This window comes from Novosphingobium sp. IK01 (assembly GCF_033242265.1).
Taxonomy (GTDB): domain Bacteria; phylum Pseudomonadota; class Alphaproteobacteria; order Sphingomonadales; family Sphingomonadaceae; genus Novosphingobium; species Novosphingobium pituita.
Genome location: NZ_BTFW01000001.1, coordinates 280,208 through 296,881, shown reverse-complemented (window position 1 = coordinate 296,881; position 16,674 = coordinate 280,208). Strand labels below are relative to the sequence as shown.

14 protein-coding genes are annotated in these 16,674 nt (G+C 65.1%); 8 read left to right on the top strand and 6 right to left on the bottom strand.

Annotated elements, in window-relative coordinates; translation table 11 throughout:
* Positions 1-117: 117 nt before the first annotated feature.
* The 7 genes from SBI20_RS01295 to ahpF all read left to right on the top strand — a co-directional run bounded on the left by SBI20_RS01295 (position 118) and on the right by ahpF (position 9,703).
* Positions 118-1,992: a terminase large subunit domain-containing protein gene (locus SBI20_RS01295; protein WP_459349867.1), complete on the top strand. Its 1,875-nt coding sequence runs from the start codon at positions 118-120 to the stop codon at positions 1,990-1,992.
* Positions 1,989-3,044, top strand: a complete 1,056-nt coding sequence (locus tag SBI20_RS01290) for a phage portal protein (RefSeq protein ID WP_317973331.1) — start codon at positions 1,989-1,991, stop codon at positions 3,042-3,044. Before SBI20_RS01295 ends, SBI20_RS01290 begins: the two co-directional genes overlap by 4 nt.
* A 1,344-nt stretch (positions 3,045-4,388) precedes the next feature.
* Positions 4,389-5,348 carry a protein-methionine-sulfoxide reductase catalytic subunit MsrP gene (gene msrP, locus SBI20_RS01285; protein ID WP_317973330.1) on the top strand — a complete coding sequence of 320 codons (960 nt, stop codon included), beginning with the start codon at positions 4,389-4,391 and terminating at the stop codon, positions 5,346-5,348.
* 1 nt (position 5,349) lies between these two features.
* Positions 5,350-5,979 (top strand): protein-methionine-sulfoxide reductase heme-binding subunit MsrQ, encoded by a 630-nt coding sequence (locus SBI20_RS01280; RefSeq protein ID WP_317973329.1) that lies wholly within the window; start codon positions 5,350-5,352, stop codon positions 5,977-5,979.
* Positions 5,980-6,139: 160 nt separating this feature from the next.
* Positions 6,140-7,099 carry a serine O-acetyltransferase EpsC gene (epsC, locus tag SBI20_RS01275; RefSeq protein ID WP_317973328.1) on the top strand — a complete coding sequence of 320 codons (960 nt, stop codon included), beginning with the start codon at positions 6,140-6,142 and terminating at the stop codon, positions 7,097-7,099.
* Positions 7,100-7,360: 261 nt separating this feature from the next.
* Positions 7,361-7,924, top strand: coding sequence for an alkyl hydroperoxide reductase subunit C (gene ahpC, locus SBI20_RS01270; protein WP_317973327.1), 564 nt, complete (start codon positions 7,361-7,363; stop codon positions 7,922-7,924).
* Positions 7,925-8,146: 222 nt separating this feature from the next.
* Positions 8,147-9,703: an alkyl hydroperoxide reductase subunit F gene (gene ahpF, locus SBI20_RS01265; protein ID WP_317973326.1), complete on the top strand. Its 1,557-nt coding sequence runs from the start codon at positions 8,147-8,149 to the stop codon at positions 9,701-9,703.
* A gap of 129 nt (positions 9,704-9,832) precedes the next feature.
* Here ahpF and SBI20_RS01260 read toward each other — a convergent pair whose 3' ends face one another.
* From SBI20_RS01260 to purU, 5 genes are read right to left on the bottom strand one after another with little or no spacing between them, the layout of a single operon-like run.
* On the bottom strand, positions 9,833-10,765 hold the full coding sequence (locus tag SBI20_RS01260) for an electron transfer flavoprotein subunit alpha/FixB family protein (RefSeq protein WP_317976012.1): 933 nt from the start codon (positions 10,763-10,765) through the stop codon (positions 9,833-9,835).
* A complete protein-coding gene (locus tag SBI20_RS01255) occupies positions 10,765-11,511 on the bottom strand; it encodes an electron transfer flavoprotein subunit beta/FixA family protein (protein ID WP_317973325.1) in 747 nt (248 codons plus the stop codon). Before SBI20_RS01255 ends, SBI20_RS01260 begins: the two co-directional genes overlap by 1 nt.
* 20 nt (positions 11,512-11,531) lie before the next feature.
* Complete coding sequence (locus SBI20_RS01250; protein WP_317973324.1) at positions 11,532-12,908, bottom strand: L-serine ammonia-lyase; 1,377 nt, start codon at positions 12,906-12,908, stop codon at positions 11,532-11,534.
* Entirely contained in the window at positions 12,905-13,399 is a 495-nt protein-coding gene (locus SBI20_RS01245) for a prolyl-tRNA synthetase associated domain-containing protein (protein WP_317973323.1), read from the bottom strand. Before SBI20_RS01245 ends, SBI20_RS01250 begins: the two co-directional genes overlap by 4 nt.
* Complete coding sequence (purU, locus tag SBI20_RS01240; RefSeq protein ID WP_317976011.1) at positions 13,396-14,250, bottom strand: formyltetrahydrofolate deformylase; 855 nt, start codon at positions 14,248-14,250, stop codon at positions 13,396-13,398. Before purU ends, SBI20_RS01245 begins: the two co-directional genes overlap by 4 nt.
* A 186-nt stretch (positions 14,251-14,436) precedes the next feature.
* Here purU and SBI20_RS01235 point away from each other — a divergent pair, with 186 nt between their 5' ends.
* Complete coding sequence (locus tag SBI20_RS01235) at positions 14,437-15,387, top strand: LysR family transcriptional regulator (protein WP_317973322.1); 951 nt, start codon at positions 14,437-14,439, stop codon at positions 15,385-15,387.
* Positions 15,388-15,422: 35 nt separating this feature from the next.
* Here the strand turns inward: SBI20_RS01235 and SBI20_RS01230 are convergent, their stop codons facing one another.
* Positions 15,423-16,592, bottom strand: coding sequence for a BaiN/RdsA family NAD(P)/FAD-dependent oxidoreductase (locus SBI20_RS01230; protein ID WP_317973321.1), 1,170 nt, complete (start codon positions 16,590-16,592; stop codon positions 15,423-15,425).
* Between the last annotated feature and the right edge of the window lie 82 nt (positions 16,593-16,674).

The window sequence follows — 16,674 nt, the reverse complement described above, 5'->3', positions numbered from 1 at the left end:
TGTCGCAGGCCAAAAGGGCCGCTCGGCCCGCTCTTCTCAAGGGGGCGCACTTGGCTGGCCCCCCGGCCAAATGCGCGGGCGTGATCGGCGGCAAAAACGCGGGCCATGGTGCCGATCATGCCGGTCCCCACGCAGTTCCCCACGCCCCCGATGCCCCATCCCGATGCCGTGAGCGCGGCGTGGAAGTTCGATCCCCGCCGCCATGCCCGCAGCCTCTACTGGCGCGGATGGGGCGTGACCCAGATCGCCGACGAGTTCGCCCTGCACGCCGTTGTCAGCGACAAGGGCACGCCGATCCCGCGCCCGACAATTGAATCGTGGCGCCAGCGCGACAAGTGGGACGAGGCCCCCTCGATCCGCAAAATCGAGGACGGGCTGGAAATCCGCCTGCTCACCCTGATCGCGAAGGAGAAGAAGACCTCGGCCGATCTGGTCGAGATGGACGCCCTCGCCCGCCAGATCGAGAGCCTCGCGCGCGTGCGGCGCTTCGAACAGCCCGGCGGCCACAGCGGCGACCTCAACGACAAGGTCGGCAACCGCAACGCCGGGCCGCGCAAGAAGGCGAAGAAGAACCACTTCACCGCGGACCAGGCCGCCGAGCTGAAGCGGATCTTCCTCGAAGGCTGCTACGATTACCAGCTGGAATGGTGGAAGGCGCTGGGCCAGCGCACGCGCATGATCCTCAAGTCGCGCCAGATCGGGGCGACCTACTATTTTGCGTTCGAGGCGCTGATCGACGCGATCGAGACCGGGCGCAACCAGATCTTCCTGTCCGCCTCCAAGGCGCAGGCCCACCAGTTCCGCTCCTACATCGTGAGCTTTGCCAAGCTGGTCGGCGTGGCGCTGGCCGGCGATCCGATGCTGATCACCTCGGACTTGCGCCCGGCCGAGGAAGCGGCGGCCGAACTGCACTTTCTGGGCACCAACTTCCGCACCGCGCAGGGGCGCCACGGCAATTTCTACTTCGACGAGTTCTTCTGGGTCCACTCGTTCGAGGAGCTGAACAAGGTCGCCTCGGGCATGGCGACGCACAAGAAGTGGCGCAAAACCTACTTCTCGACGCCATCGAGCGTGGCCCACCCGGCCTATCCCTACTGGACCGGCGAGCGGCGCAACCGGCGGCGCAAGAAGGAAGACCGGGTCGAGATCGATGTCAGCCGCGCGGCCCTTGCCCAGGGCAGCACCGGGCCGGACCGGATCTGGCGCCACATCGTCAACATCGAGGACGCCGAGGCGGGCGGCTGCGACCTGTTCGACATCGACGAACTGCGCGACGAATATGCCCCCGACGAATTTGCCAACCTGTTCCTGTGCGAGTTCGTCGACGATTCCATGTCCGCGTTCCGCTTCAACGACCTGATCGCCTGCGGCTGCGACAGCCTGGTCGAGTGGGAGGACTTCAACCCCGAAGCCGCGCGGCCCTATGGCGCCCGCGCGGTCTGGGCCGGATACGACCCGCAGGAAAGCGAGACCGGCGACAACGCCGCGCTGGTGATCGCCGCGCCCCCGCTGCGCGAGGGCGCACCCTTCCGCATCCTCGAACGCCACCAGCTGCGCGGGCTCGACTTCGAACAGCAGGCCGAGTTCATCAGAGCGGTCCTCGCCCGCTATACCTGCACCTATCTGGGCATCGACGCCAAGGGCGTGGGCTCGGGCGTCTACCAGCTGCTCGCCAAGCCCGGCGCGATGCCCGGCTGCGCGGTGGCCAGGATCGAATATTCGCTCGAACTCAAGGCCCAGATGATCATGAAGGCCCAGAACGTGGTGCGCCGCGCGCGCCTCGCCTTCGACAGCAGCTTCCTCGACATCGTCTCGGCCTTCGTCTCGATCAAGAAGACCCTGACCACCAGCGGCCGCAACGTGACCTTCAAGGCCGGACGCGGCGGCAACGACGGCCATGCCGACCTCGCCTGGGCAACCATGCACATCCTCATGAACGAACCGCTCGACGGCAAGGAAAAGCCCAGGGGCACGATGGAGATTATCGAATGAGCAAGCGAAAGCGGGCACGCCGCATGGACCGCCCTTCTCCCGCATCCAGGCCCCCCAACGCCATGATCGTGGCCAACGACACCCGCGCGGGCGTCTCGGCCTTCACCTTCGGCGATCCCGAGCCGGTGAACAGCCGGGCCACGATGCTCGACATGCTCGAATGCTGGCACAACCAGCGCTGGTACGAACCGCCGATCTCGCTCGAAGGGCTCTCGCGCTCGTTCCGCGCATCCCCCCACCATTCGAGCGCGATCATCCTCAAGCGCAACATGCTGGCGTCCAGCCTCGATCCCACGCCCCAGCTCTCGCGCCGGGCCTTTGCCGGGATGGTGCAGGACTACCTCGTCCTCGGGAACGCCTATGTGCAGGAAGTGCGCAATCGCCTCGGCCAGTTGCTGCGCCTCGACCATGCGCTGGCCAAGTTCACCCGGCGCGGGCTGGAGCCGGGCCAGTTCTGGTGGGTGCCCGGCTTCCGCAACGAGGTGGCCTTCGAGCCCGGCACCGTCCACCAGATCATGGCCCCCGACATCAATCAGGAAATCTATGGCCTGCCCGAGTACCTCTCGGCGCTGCAATCGGCCCTGCTCAACGAGAACGCCACCCTGTTCCGCCGCCGCTATTTCGAGAACGGCAGCCACGCGGGCTATATCCTCTATGCAACGGGGGCCTTCGCCGATGGCGACGTGGACGCCATGCGCGAGGCGCTCAAGCGCTCGAAGGGACCGGGCAACTTTCGCAACCTCTTCGTCCACGCCCCCGACGGCAAGGAAAGCGGCATCAGGATCCTGCCGATCGCCGAGGTGGGTGCCAAGGACGAGTTCCTCGGCATCAAGAACACGACCCGCGACGACGTGCTCGCCGCCCACCGCGTCCCGCCCCAGCTGCTGGGCATCGTGCCCGCCAACGCGGGCGGCTTTGGCGACGTGACCAAGGCCACCGACGCCTTCTTCGAACTGGAGATCGCCCCGCTCCAGACAGTGTTCCTCGAACTGAACGAGGCCCTGGGCAGGAACGTCGTCCGCTTCCGCGAGCGCCCCCGCCCGGCGGCCTGACCTCCCTCCCCTGACCACGAACAAGGGCGGCTCATCCGGGCCGCCCTTTTTGCTGCGCACGATTGTTGCGCGCCCTGCCAGCCCACCGCCAGCCACCGACCAGCCCTCTCGCCCGGCGAAACCCCAGCAAATCCGCAGGCCCGCCACCCCCGGCCCGGCCTCAGCCGCTGCCACCCCTCAAAACGCGCTTTTCCCCCCGCCTCGCCCGCGCGCTTTTCGTGTCGGTTTTGATGCATCCACCAGCCCTGCGAAAAATCGCGGGCTTCCTTGGCCGCGCCGCAAAGACCAGGCACCCGACGCTGATGCATTTTGATGCACCCAGAACGCCCGCTTTGCGAACTCTTGACGCGCAAAATCACAAACAATCCGCTCAAAGTTGCCCAGGGGATATGCGGAAGAATGTAACTTCTGTCGACTTGGGTCGCCAAATTCACGTTATAGATATGAAATTAAACAGAATTTAGGCGTAGCCGCGCGGACGTAATCCGACGCAACCCCAGCGCCCGAAAAATGTAATCCGCCCGGAAATCCTAGGGTTTTCTCTCTGAAAAAATTACACTTCTCGTATGTAATCTCATTATCTCGATGTTACGTGAGCCGTTACGTCAAAAACGGCGGATTTCCGCCGATGTTACGCAGGTTACATTTTTTCCGGTATGGCCCACATGAGATAGAAGGTCGCGCAGCAAAAGCGCATTGGACGCTGTATTCTGGCGCAGCATATCCTGATCGATTCATTCGCTTTCGTTGGTGATGGTGCCTGACTGATGGCTGCCAAGGGTGTCCTCAATGTGGACACCCTTCTCGTACTCTTCCCAACGAGAAAGCGCTTTGCATCGGCCTCGGCCACTCGGACCACATATTCTGGCGATACGGCCAGCTAAGTCATTTCTCGACGGCCGCCAGCCCCTTCAGGATCAACTGGCGGATTGCATCGGCACGCGACGTGACGCGCCGCGCTTCGCAGCCCAAAAGCCGGTAAACAGCCGCATTACGGAGAAGGCCAAGAACTGCTGGGTCTTTGCCGTGCCCACCGGTGACTGACAGGTCGCGCTACAACAGAGGGAGGGAGGGAAGGCTCCCTCCCGGTTTCTCGGGGCTTTTCTTAGCCAAACATGGTTGAATCAGCCCGGAAACCCGCCGAGCAAAAAAGTGCGGTAGCCAAACTTATGCATTGAAATTGCACCCGAAATTCACTCCTGCAGGGCGCGCCAATATAGGATAGGATGCCAAAGGCACTGAGCAGAAATCAGGGGCCCGGCAATATCCATCGCCCCCTGCTGTAACGAATGTAAGCCTTCCTGCGTAATCACATCGTCGCCTCATGCCCGAAAGGCCGGTTCGATGCTGTTCAAATTCCCCTCGCCTTCCGCCCCGCGCGAAACGGACGTTACCGACGAACACCTCTATTTCACGCGGCGCGGCCTGATCGGAGCGGGAAGTGCTGCGGCCTTGCTGCCAGGCTGGGCGCTTCCCGTTCGGGCAGGCGCGGCAGGGGGAGTGGTCAAGGGCGGGATCGCTTTGCGCACGCGCCGCACGCGCAGCCTGGCCGAACCGCTCACCTCCCTCGACACGGTGACCCACTACAACAATTTCTACGAGTTCGGGACCGGCAAGGAAGACCCGGCGCGTCTGGCCGGAACGCTGCGCACACGGCCCTGGACCGTCCGGGTCGACGGCCTTGTCGCCAAGCCGCGCACATTCGATATCGACACGCTGATGCGCGCCTTCCCGCTCGAAGAACGGATATATCGGCACCGCTGCGTGGAAGCATGGTCGATGGTCATCCCCTGGGCCGGCTTCCCGCTCGCCGGCCTGCTCAAGCAGGTCGAGCCACTTTCCTCGGCCCGGTTCGTCGTGTTCGAGACCTTGCGCGACCCCCGCCAGATGCCCGGCCAACGAACCTCCGTGCTGCAATGGCCCTATGTCGAAGGCTTGCGACTCGACGAGGCGATGCATCCGCTCACGATGCTTGCCGTCGGTCTCTATGGGCAGACCCTGCCCGGCCAGAACGGCGCCCCGATCCGGCTGGTCGTGCCGTGGAAGTATGGGTTCAAATCGATCAAGTCGATCGTGCATATCCGGCTGACAGACAGGCAGCCGCCAACGAGCTGGAACCGCTATGGTCCGGGCGAATATGGCTTTTATGCCAATGTGAACCCATCGGTCAGCCATCCGCGCTGGTCGCAGGCCCGCGAGAGGCGGCTGGGCGACTGGTTCCCGCGCGCAACCCTGCCGTTCAACGGCTATGGCGAAGAAGTGGCGGGCCTCTACCGCGGCATGGACCTGAGGCGCTACTACTGACATGGCACGACGCCTGCGCCCCGGAGCCCTGTGCATTCTGCGCCTGACCGCCCATGCCGCACTGGCGGCGCCGCTGGCCCTGTTGCTGTGGCGCTGGGCCGCGATGGTGCTGGGCACCGATCCGCGTCAAGCGGGGCTGAGCGCCGAACCCGTTGCCTATACGATCAATTATCTTGGCCTTTGGGCGCTGCGCTGGATGTGGGCCGCGCTCGCAGTCACGCCCCTGCGCCGCCTGACCGGGAGGACCGATCTTGCCGTGCTGCGTCGTCCGCTCGGCTTGTGGAGCTTTGCCTATGCCACCTTGCATTTCGGCGTCTACTTCGGCCTCGACCAACTGGGGTCCTTCACGCAGGTCTGGCGCGACGTTACCGAACACAAGTTCACTTTTTTCGGTATGGCCGCGCTGATTTTGCTCGTCCCGCTCGCGGCCACTTCCACGCATGGGGCGATCCGCAAGCTGGGCGCACGGCGCTGGCAGCGGCTGCACCGCCTGGCCTATCCGACCGCCCTCCTGATCGCGGTCCATTTCATCCTGCGCGTCAAAGGGTTCCAGTGGGAGCCCTGGATCTATGCCGGAATCGCCGGGGCATTGCTGGCGATGCGGATCAGGACAGGCCCGTCCCGACCCTGATTTTTCGCGCATTCTGATGATCCTGCCTGCTCAAAACCGATACCCCCGCCCCTTTTGCTCGGGCAGCAGCCATCCTATATAATGCGGCACATGCACCCGGATCGTCCGGGCGGGGCAGGCCAGGTAAAGCAAGGCCCCACAAAGCGAGGATCGAGAGTTCATGGGCAAGGCAGACGTCGAACTTTCCGGAGGCGCGTTCGACGCACAGGATCCTTTCAACATCGAGGGCGTGGTCACCCGCCTGCGCGACGTGCGCGAGGGCTGGCGCGAGAACCGGCGGATGCGCGGCGATTATGGCGCGGTGGGTTTTCCTTCGCGTCATGCGCTGGGCCGCATCGTCGATGTGCTGACCGCCGCGCTGTTTCCGCTCCGCCTCGGCCCGGCCGAAGTGACCGCCGCCAACGAGGACATCTTCGTGGCCGCCACCCTGCAATCGGCCATTCCGCTGCTGGCCGCGCAAGTGCGGATGGAACTGCACTACAGCTATCCGCAGAACTGCGACCAGACCGTCGAACGCGAGGTGAACCGCATCCTCTCGGCCCTTGTCGAGCGCCTGCCCGAAATCCGCCGCCTGCTCGACACCGACGTGGAAGCCGCGTTCGACGGCGACCCGGCGGCACGCTGCGTTGATGAAGTGCTGCTGTGCTATCCGTTCGTCACCGCCGTGCTGCATCATCGCATTGCCCACGAACTCTACAACCTTGGTGCGCCGCTGGTGGCGCGGATCATCGCCGAGATCGCGCATTCGCGCACCGGCATCGACATCCACCCCGGCGCGACCATCGGCGAAAGCTTCTTCATCGACCACGGCACCGGCGTGGTGATCGGCCAGACCGCGATTCTGGGCAACCGCGTGCGCATCTACCAGGCCGTGACGCTGGGCGCGCGCAGCTTCAGCACCGACGAGGAAGGCCGTCTGGTCAAGGACGAGCCGCGCCATCCGATCATCGAGGATGACGTGACGATCTATGCCGGGGCGACGATCCTGGGCCGGGTGACGATCGGGCGCTGCTCGGTGATCGGCGGCAATGTCTGGCTCACCCGCTCGGTTCCGCCCGGCAGCCAGGTCCGCCAGACCCAGCCGAGCGTGACGGTCGAGGCGGGCGATCCCTGCGATTGATGCAGCAAGGCTTGGCCGGAGGCATCTTGGCCTGCGATTGCCGCCCCCTTCATTGATCGAGAGGATCAATCATTCTGGCCGGAATTGATCATTGGCAAAGATAGTCGCCAATGCGTAACTCCACTTCAGCAGGAAGCGAAGGCGCCGCCGCAAGGCCGGGCCGCCCGAAACTTCCACCCGGTTTTCAACCGGTTCAGTTTTATCCGGTTCAGTTTAACCCCATTCAGTTTCACAACGACCAACCACAAGGAAGTCGAACCCATGTCGATCGTCGGAACCTCGCTCAAGCCGTTCCAGGCCACTGCCTATGTCCAGGGCAAGTTCGTTGATGTCAGCGATGCTGACGTTCTCGGCAAGTGGGCCGTGTTCTTCTTCTACCCGGCCGACTTCACCTTCGTGTGCCCGACCGAACTCGAAGACCTCGCCGACAGCTACGAAGAACTCAAGGGTCTGGGCGTCGAAGTCTACTCGGTGTCGACCGACACCCACTTCTGCCACAAGGCCTGGGCTGACAGCTCGCCGGCCATCGGCAAGATCAACTACTACATGCTGGGCGACCAGAACCACACCATCTCGAACAACTTCGGCATCCTGCGCGAAGGCGTTGGCCTGGCCGACCGTGGCACCTTCGTGGTCGATCCCGACGGCGTGATCCAGCTCGTTGAAATCACCCCCGAGGGCGTGGGCCGCAACGCTGCCGAACTCGTCCGCAAGATCAAGGCTGCCAAGTACTGGCGCGAACACCCCGGCCAGGTCTGCCCGGCCAAGTGGGAAGAAGGCGCCGAAACCCTGGCTCCCTCGATCGACCTCGTCGGCAAGATCTAAGTCCTGCCCGACCGAACCCGTCCGGGGCTGGTTCCAGCCAGCCCCGGACACTCGGGGCAGCGATGGAGCAAGCGGACCCGTTCGATGCGCGAATTTTGACGCATCTCCTTTTGTCCCGCCCCTCTGCGCCCCATAATTCCGCCCGATTGTTCGCAACCCCTTCCAGGCGTGAGGCCCACTGGCCCCACGCGGCACACCCTCCTGCCTGAGAAAGACGCAAAAATGCCTGTCCTCGACGCCCCCACCACCGCCCAGCTCAAGGGCCTGCTCGTCAACCTGCGCCGCCCGATCGAGCTGGTTGCCAGCCTCGATGAAAGCGCCAAGTCCGCCGACATGCGCAGCCTCGTCGAGGAAATCGCCGCGCTTTCCGACAAGGTGACCGCCCGTTTCGACGGCACCGACGAACGCCGCCCCAGCTTCGCCATCGAAGCCGATCAGGGCCGCTCGCGCGTCGTGTTTGCCGGTCTTCCGCTCGGCCACGAGTTCACCTCGCTGATCCTCGCGCTGCTTCATGTCGGCGGCCACCCGCCCAAGGAAGAGGCAGACCTGCTCGATACCGTGCGCGGCCTCGAAGGCCCGCTGCACTTCGAGACGTTCTTCTCGCTCTCGTGCCAGAACTGCCCCGACGTGGTGCAGGCGCTCAACATCATGGCCGCGCTCAACCCCAACGTGACCCATGTCGCCATCGACGGCGGCCTGTTCCAGGACGAAGTCGAGCGCCGCAAGATCATGGCCGTGCCCACCGTCTTCCTCAACGGCGAACCGTTCGGCCAGGGCCGCATGGATCTGGCTGAAATCGTCTCGAAGATCGACACGGGCGCAGTCGCCCGCGCGGCTGAAAAGATCGCGGCCAAGGAGCCTTTCGAGGTTCTCGTCGTCGGCGGTGGCCCCGCTGGCGCGGCAGCGGCGATCTATGCCGCGCGCAAGGGCATCCGTACCGGCGTCGTAGCCGAACGCTTCGGCGGGCAGGTGCTCGACACGATGGGCATCGAGAACTTCATCTCGGTTCCCCACACCGAAGGGCCCAAGCTCGCCACCCAGCTCGAACAGCACGTCAAGGACTATGACGTCGACGTGATGAACCTCCAGCAGGCCGTCGCGCTCAAGCCCGCCAATGGCGACGGGCTGACCGAGATCGCGCTGGCCAGCGGGGCGAGCCTCAAGGCGCGCACGGTGATCCTCTCGACCGGTGCCCGCTGGCGGCAGATGGGCGTTCCGGGCGAGGACGAATACCGCAACAAGGGCGTCGCCTATTGCCCGCACTGCGATGGCCCGCTGTTCAAGGGCAAGCGCACGGCGGTGATCGGCGGGGGCAACTCGGGCGTGGAAGCAGCCATCGATCTGGCCGGTATCGTCGCCCATGTCACCCTGATCGAGTTCGACAAGGAACTGCGCGCCGACGCCGTGCTCCAGACCAAGCTGCACAGCCTGCCCAACGTGACCGTGATCACCTCGGCGCAGACCACGCAGGTTCTGGGCAATGGCGAGAAGGTGACCGGTCTCGTCTACAAGGACCGCGTGAGCGGCAACGAAGTGACGGTCGAGCTCGAAGGGATCTTCGTGCAGATCGGGCTGGTGCCCAACACCGAATGGCTCAAGGGCGATCTGGCGCTCTCGAACCGGGGCGAGATCGAGGTGGACGCCCACAATGCAACCAACCTGCCCGGTGTGTTTGCCGCTGGCGACTGCACGACGGTGCCCTACAAGCAGATCATCATCGCCATGGGCGAAGGCGCCAAGGCCAGCCTTTCGGCCTTCGATTACCTGATCCGCAACTGATCGGCGGATCGGCATGAAAAAAGGGGCAGGAGCGGGGTTTCCCGTTCCTGCCCCTTTTTCATGTTGCGCAGGCCCTTGCGAGCCTGGAAAAGACGCGCGAGGCCCCCTCCCCCGCGCGCCTTCCCCGGATCAGAGCTTGCCCACCAGTTCGGGCACGGCCTCGAACAGGTCGGCGACAAGGCCCACGTCGGCGACCTGGAAGATCGGCGCGTCCTCGTCCTTGTTGATGGCGACGATGATCTTGGAATCCTTCATCCCCGCCAGATGCTGGATCGCGCCGGAAATGCCCACCGCGATATAGGCTTCAGGCGCCACGATCTTGCCGGTCTGGCCGACCTGATAGTCGTTGGGGACATAGCCCGCGTCGACCGCCGCGCGGCTCGCGCCGATGGCTGCGCCCAGCTTGTCGGCCAGCGGGGTGATTGTCGCGGCGAAGGTTTCCGCGTCCTTGAGCGCGCGGCCACCCGAGACGATGATCTTCGCGCTGGTCAGTTCGGGGCGCTCGCTCTTGGCGATTTCGGAGCCCACGAAGCTCGACAGCCCGGCATCGCCCGCGCCGCCCACGGCTTCGACAGCCGCCGAACCGCCGGTCGCGCCGGCCTTGTCGAAGGCGGTGGCACGCACGGTCACCACCAGCTTGGCGTCGCTCGCCTCGACCGTGGCGATGGCATTGCCCGCATAGATCGGACGGGTGAAGGTCTTGGGACCCTCGACCGACAGGATTTCGGAGACTTGCGCCACATCGAGCAGCGCGGCCACGCGCGGGGCGATGTTCTTGCCGGTCGTCGTGGCCGGGGCCACGAACACGTCATAACCGGCCATCAGGCCCACCACCAGCGGCGCGACGTTTTCGGGCAGCGCATGGGCATAGGCGGCGTCATCGGCCACCAGCACCTTGGCAATGCCCGCGATCTGCGCGGCGGCGGCGGCCACGGCATCGACGCCCTGCCCTGCCACCAGCGCGGTCACGGTGCCGATCTGTGCGGCGGCGGTCACGGTGTGAAGCGTCGCGTCCTTGACCGCGCCGCCTTCGTGTTCAACCCAGACGAGAGTATTGGTCATCATGCGACTCCCAGTTCCTTGAGCTTGGCCACAAGCGCGTCGACATCGGCGACCTTCACGCCCGCCGCGCGCACCGGCGGCTCGGCCACTTTGAGCGTCTTGAGACGCGGGGCCACATCGACACCCAGATCGGCCGGGGTCTTCGTCGCCAGCGGCTTGGACTTGGCCTTCATGATGTTGGGGAGCGAGGCATAGCGCGGCTCGTTGAGGCGCAAGTCGGCGGTCACCACGGCGGGCAGCGCCAGCTTGACCGTTTCAAGGCCACCATCGATCTCGCGCTTGACGATCAGCGCATCGCCCTCGACCGTAATTTCATTGGCGAACGTGCCCTGCGGACGGCCCAGCAGCGCGGCGACCATCTGGCCGACCTGGTTGGCGTCGTCGTCGATCGCCTGCTTGCCGGTGATGATCAGGCCCGGCTGTTCTTCATCCGCCACGGCCTTGACGATCTTGGCCACGCCCAGCGGCTCGACCTCGTCGTCGCTCTGCACCAGCACGGCGCGATCCGCGCCCATGGCCAGCGCCGTGCGCAGCGTGTCGGTCGCCTTGGCAGGCCCCACCGAAACCACCACCACTTCGCTCACCACGCCCTTTTCCTTCAGGCGAATGGCTTCCTCAACCGCGATCTCGTCGAACGGGTTCATGCTCATCTTGACGTTCGCAAGCTCGACACCCGTGCCATCCGCCTTCACACGCGGCTTCACGTTGTAGTCGATCACCCGCTTCACGCAGACCAGGGCTTTCATTTCTACCTCCTCGAACTCGCTCAGCATTCCACCACATTGACGGCAAGGCCGCCTTGCGAGGTTTCCTTGTACTTGTCACGCATGTCTGCGCCGGTTTGGCGCATTGTTTCGATCACCTTGTCAAGGCTGACCATGTGCTGGCCATCGCCCAGCAGCGCAAGCCGCGAGGCGTCGATGGCCTTGACCGCACCCATGGCATTGCGCTCGATGCAGGGGATCTGGACGAGCCCACCCACCGGATCGCAGGTGAGGCCCAGATTGTGTTCCATGCCGATCTCGGCGGCGTTCTCGATCTGGGCATTGTTGCCGCCCAGCGCCGCCGTCAGCCCCGCCGCCGCCATCGAGCAGGCCACGCCCACTTCGCCCTGACAGCCCACTTCCGCGCCGGAAATCGAGGCATTGCGCTTGTAGAGCGCGCCAATCGCCGCCGCCGTCAGCAGGAACGTGCGCCGCCCGGCCTTGTCGCCGCGATAGCACCGCTCGTAATAGCGCAGGACCGCCGGGATGATCCCCGCCGCCCCGTTGGTCGGCGCGGTCACCACGCGCCCGCCCGCAGCGTTTTCCTCGTTGACCGCCATGGCCCAGACATTGATCCAGTCGAGCACGGCAAGCGGTTCGGACAGGGATTGCTGCTGCCGGTCGGCCAGTTCCTTCGAGAGCGAGGCCGCGCGGCGGCGGACCTTGAGCCCGCCGGGCAGCGTGCCGGTCTGCGCGCAGCCCCGGTCGATGCAGGCGGCCATCGTGTCGGCCAGTTCGTCGAGCCCGGCATCGACCTCGGAAGGCGAGCGCAAGGCCAGTTCATTGGCCAGCATGATCTGCGCGATGGTAAGGCCAGTGGTCTCGCCAATCGCCATCAGGTCTGCGCCGGACGTGAAGGGGAACGGGATCGGCGGCAGGTCGAGCGCGGGCGCATTGCGGATCGCCTCGTCCTCGTCGAGCACGAAGCCCCCACCCACCGAATAGTAAAGCCGCCGCAGCAAAAGCTCGCCCTGCGCGTCCCATGCCCCGAGCGCCATGGCATTGCTGTGGTAGGGCTGGCGCTCGCGCTGGAGGAACCGCATGTCGGTCGCAGGGGCAAAGGCCACGTCATGCGTACCCAGCAATGCCACGCGGCCACTTGCGCTCACCGCCTCGACGATGCCGGGAACCGCATCGGGATCGACCGTGGCGGGCACTTGCCCGGCAAGGCCGAGGATGACCGCGACATCGGTGGCATGCCCCTTGCCGGTGAGCGCCAGCGACCCGTAGAGATCGACCGAGACCCGCGCGGTGATCGCGAGCTGGCCTGCGGCTTCAAGCATTTCACCAAAGCGGCGGGCGGCGACCATCGGCCCCACGGTGTGGGAACTCGACGGACCGATGCCGATCTTGAACAGGTCGAAGGTGCTGACAGTCATGCCCGCTCCGGGATTTCAGCCACCAGCGCCGGGTGGTTCCAATGGGCCAGCGCCTTGCGCAGCGCCTCGCCGCTCAGGCCGATGGTCGCCGTGTTGCGCAACGGGTGAACATGGACCGCCTCCTGATCGGCCAGATCAGCATCGAGGACCACGCGCACCGCGCCATCCCCGTCGTTGATCGCCGCCAGCGGCGTCACCGCACCGGGCGTCACGCCCAGCAGCCGCTCCATGTCCTCGGGCTTGCCGAAGCTGAACTTCTTCGCGCCCACCGCGCCTGCCAGTCCCTTGAGATCGACCCGCTTGGCGTGATCGACCGTGACCAGCCAGAAGCTGCCATCGGCGTTCTTGAGGAACAGGTTCTTGGTGTGGCTGCCGGGAAGCGCGGCGTGGATCGCCTCGCTCTCCTCGACAGTGAACACGGCCTCGTGCTCAAGGGCGGTCCAGACGATGCCCAGCCCCGACAGATCGGAATAGAGCCGGGCTTCGCTCACTTGAACACCACGGTCCGATGGCCATTGAGCATCACGCGGTGCTCGCAATGGGCCTTGACCGCGCGGGTGAGCACCCGGCTCTCGGTTTCCTGACCCTGCGCGATCAGGTCTTCGACGGTGTCGGCATGATCGACCATCGACACGTCCTGGGCGATGATCGGACCTTCATCGAGATCGGCGGTCACGTAGTGCCCGGTGGCGCCCACCATCTTCACGCCGCGCTCGTAGGCGCGGTGATAGGGCATCGCCCCCTTGAAGGCAGGCAGCGAGCTGTGATGGATGTTGATCACGCGGCCAGTCAGTTCGCGGCAGATGTCGTCCGAGAGAACCTGCATGTAGCGGGCCAGAATGATCAGGTCGGCCTTCTGCTCGCGGATGAGGTCGCGCAGCCGGGCTTCCTGCTCGGCCTTGTTTTCTGCCGTCACGGGCAGGTGATAGAAGGGAATGCCTTCATGCTCGACACGGCGCTGCCAGGTCAGGTGGTTGGACACCACACTGGTGACTTCCATCGGCAGGTAGCGCGTTGCGGTGCGATAGAGCAGGTCGTTCAGGCAGTGGCCGCCCTTCGAGACCATCACGATGGCGCGCGTCTTGACCTTGAGGTCGAACACATTCCACTCGATGTCATAGGCCGCGCCGACCGACAGGAACGCCTCGTTGAACCTGTCGGTGGTCATCGTTTCGGGTGCGGTGAAAGCCACGCGCATGAAGAAGCGGCCCGTTACCGCGTCGTCAAACTGTGCGCTCTCGACAATATTGCAGTCCTGCGCCGCAATCGAGGTGGCAATCGCCGCCACCAGCCCCTTGCGGTCGACACACGATACAAGCAACACGAAATCCGGTTTCAACAGCGCCACGAACAGCTCCCTTTGGCCCGCACTTCCAGCAGGCCCTGTCCCTTGTGTAGGATGCCTTTTCCTGAGGGGAAACGGGGCACCCACGGAATAAGCAGATATAATCTGGTACTTCAGGCATCATGATGCCACAAGGGCTTAGACAAACGTACCGGCTTAAGCCGGACTTGAGGGTTTCTGCCGATGCGCCTTCCTGCCGAATTCGACCTTCATGGTCTCGAAGTCTTTGTCCTGACAGTAGAACTGGGGGGCATGACGGCCTGCGCCCAGCAATTGCGCATCACCCAGTCTGCCGTTTCGCAAACGATCACCCGCCTTGAGCAGGGGATCGGTGCCCCCTTGTTCGACCGCTCGCTGCGCCCGCTCGGGCTCACCCCTTCGGGCCGCGCCCTTCACGAACGCGCGCGCAAGCTCCTGGCCAAGGCGCGCACCGCCTACGACGAAGTGCGTGAAGGCGCCCAGCAGCCGATCGACCAGTTGACGGTCGGCATGTCGGAAAGCCTGGCCAACCTGCTCACCGCGCCGCTTCTGCGCCGTCATGGCATGCGCGTGGGCTCGTGGCGGGTGCGTTCGGGGATCTCGTTGCGCCAGCAGCAGGATTTCCTCGCCCGCCGCTGCGACATGCTGGTGACGGGCAGCAACACCCTCGAAAAGCACCCCGGCATCGAGCACCACGACGTGCTCGACGATCCCTTCGTGATGATCTTCCCTGCTGATTATACCGGCAGCGCGGAACCCTCCGAAGTGGCCGAACGCCTGCCTTTCGTGCGCTATTCGCTCGATACCGGCATGGGCCAGCGCATCGAGAGCCAGCTCACCCGCATGAAGCTGCGCGTGCCCAACGTGATCGAGGTGGAGATCATCCACCAGCAGTTGACGACCGTGGGCCTGGGCATCGGCTGGAGCATCACCTCGCTGCTGTGCCTGGCCGCCCTGCCCCAGCTCATGCCGCAACTGCGCGTCGAGCCGCTGCCGCGCGGGCGCTTTGCCCGCCGTATCCAGGTTGTCGCGCGCATGGGCGAACTGGGCGATCTTCCGGTCAACACCGCTGCCATGGCGCGCGAGACACTGCTCGACAACGTCCTGCCGCCACTGATCACCGCCCTGCCCTGGGCCGGCGCACTGGTTGCCTGAGGGGTTTGTGGAGGGCGCAGGCCCGCGCAAAAAGGCTAAATAGCCTGCCCCGCCGCATGGCCGCTGGCCCAGGCCCACTGGAAATTGTAGCCGCCGAGCCAGCCGGTCACATCGACTGCCTCGCCGATCGCATAGAGGCCGGGCACTTTGCGCGCCTCCATCGTCTGCGACGAAAGATCGGCGGTGCTGATCCCCCCGGCGGTCACTTCGGCCTTGGCAAACCCCTCGCTGCCATTGGGCATGAAATCCCAGGCGCCCAGCCTTTCTTCGGCAGCGCGCAAGGCCTTGTCCGGAAGGTTCCCCATCTCCGCGCCCAGCCCCAGTTGCCCGGCCAGTGCTGTCGCCAGCCGGTCCGGCAGGGCCTCGCCCAGAACCGAGCGCAGCCCCGCACGCGGACGCGCGCGCTTGGCCTCCAGCAGCCATCCGGACGCACGGTCGGGCAGAAAATCGATGGTCACGGCCTGTCCGCGCGACCAGTAGGACGAGACCTGAAGGATCGCCGGCCCCGAAAGCCCGCGATGGGTAAACAGCGCCGCCTCGCGAAACCGCCCCTTGCCGCAACGCGCCTCGACCGGCGCGGCCACCCCGGAAAGCTCGCGAAACAGCACCGCCTCGTCCGGCAGGGTCAGCGGCACCAGCGCCGGGCGCGGCTGCACGACCTTGAGCCCGAACTGCCGCGCCAGATCATAGGCAATGCCGCTCGCCCCGATCTGGGGAATGGCCGGACCGCCCGTGGCGATCACCAGCGCGGGCGCTTGATACGTCCGCCCGCCTGCCCTCACCCGGAACCGCCCGTCGGCATGGCCCACTTCGGCAATCGGGCTCTCGCAGATGACCTCGACGCCCCCGCGCATGCATTCGTCGAGCAGCATGGCGACAATCTGCCGCGCCGACCCATCGCAAAAAAGCTGGCCGAGCGTCTTCTCGTGCCAGGCGATGCCATGCCGTTCGACCAGTTCGAGAAAGTCCGCAGGCGTATACCGGCTGAGTGCCGAGCGCGCGAAATGGCGGTTTTCCGACAGATAGCGGTCGGGCGCGGTGTGCAGGTTGGTGAAATTGCAGCGTCCGCCGCCCGAAATCAGGATCTTCTTGCCCGGCTTTTCGGCATGGTCGAGCACGACAACCCGCCGCCCCCGCTGCGCCGCCGTGGCGCCGCAAAACAACCCGGCCGCCCCGGCCCCCAGAATGATCGCATCATGGCTCATGGGGCCAGTGCCGTGACGCCCTCAGACCCATTTGGCAAGCCAGTGCAAAAAGAAGGCGGGGCGAAGGAGCCAGACCGCCCCT

Excerpts from the sequence above, each read along its gene's own strand:
- ahpF (WP_317973326.1), top strand. The coding sequence starts at position 8,147 with ATGCCTGTCCTCGACGCCCCCACCACCGCCCAGCTCAAGGGCCTGCTC.
- SBI20_RS01295 (WP_459349867.1), top strand. The coding sequence starts at position 118 with ATGCCGGTCCCCACGCAGTTCCCCACGCCCCCGATGCCCCATCCCGAT.
- SBI20_RS01290 (WP_317973331.1), top strand. The coding sequence starts at position 1,989 with ATGAGCAAGCGAAAGCGGGCACGCCGCATGGACCGCCCTTCTCCCGCA.
- SBI20_RS01280 (WP_317973329.1), top strand. The coding sequence starts at position 5,350 with ATGGCACGACGCCTGCGCCCCGGAGCCCTGTGCATTCTGCGCCTGACC.
- msrP (WP_317973330.1), top strand. The coding sequence starts at position 4,389 with ATGCTGTTCAAATTCCCCTCGCCTTCCGCCCCGCGCGAAACGGACGTT.
- SBI20_RS01255 (WP_317973325.1), bottom strand. The coding sequence starts at position 11,511 with ATGAAAGCCCTGGTCTGCGTGAAGCGGGTGATCGACTACAACGTGAAG.
- SBI20_RS01235 (WP_317973322.1), top strand. The coding sequence starts at position 14,437 with ATGCGCCTTCCTGCCGAATTCGACCTTCATGGTCTCGAAGTCTTTGTC.
- epsC (WP_317973328.1), top strand. The coding sequence starts at position 6,140 with ATGGGCAAGGCAGACGTCGAACTTTCCGGAGGCGCGTTCGACGCACAG.
- SBI20_RS01230 (WP_317973321.1), bottom strand. The coding sequence starts at position 16,592 with ATGAGCCATGATGCGATCATTCTGGGGGCCGGGGCGGCCGGGTTGTTT.
- SBI20_RS01250 (WP_317973324.1), bottom strand. The coding sequence starts at position 12,908 with ATGACTGTCAGCACCTTCGACCTGTTCAAGATCGGCATCGGTCCGTCG.
- ahpC (WP_317973327.1), top strand. The coding sequence starts at position 7,361 with ATGTCGATCGTCGGAACCTCGCTCAAGCCGTTCCAGGCCACTGCCTAT.
- SBI20_RS01260 (WP_317976012.1), bottom strand. The coding sequence starts at position 10,765 with ATGACCAATACTCTCGTCTGGGTTGAACACGAAGGCGGCGCGGTCAAG.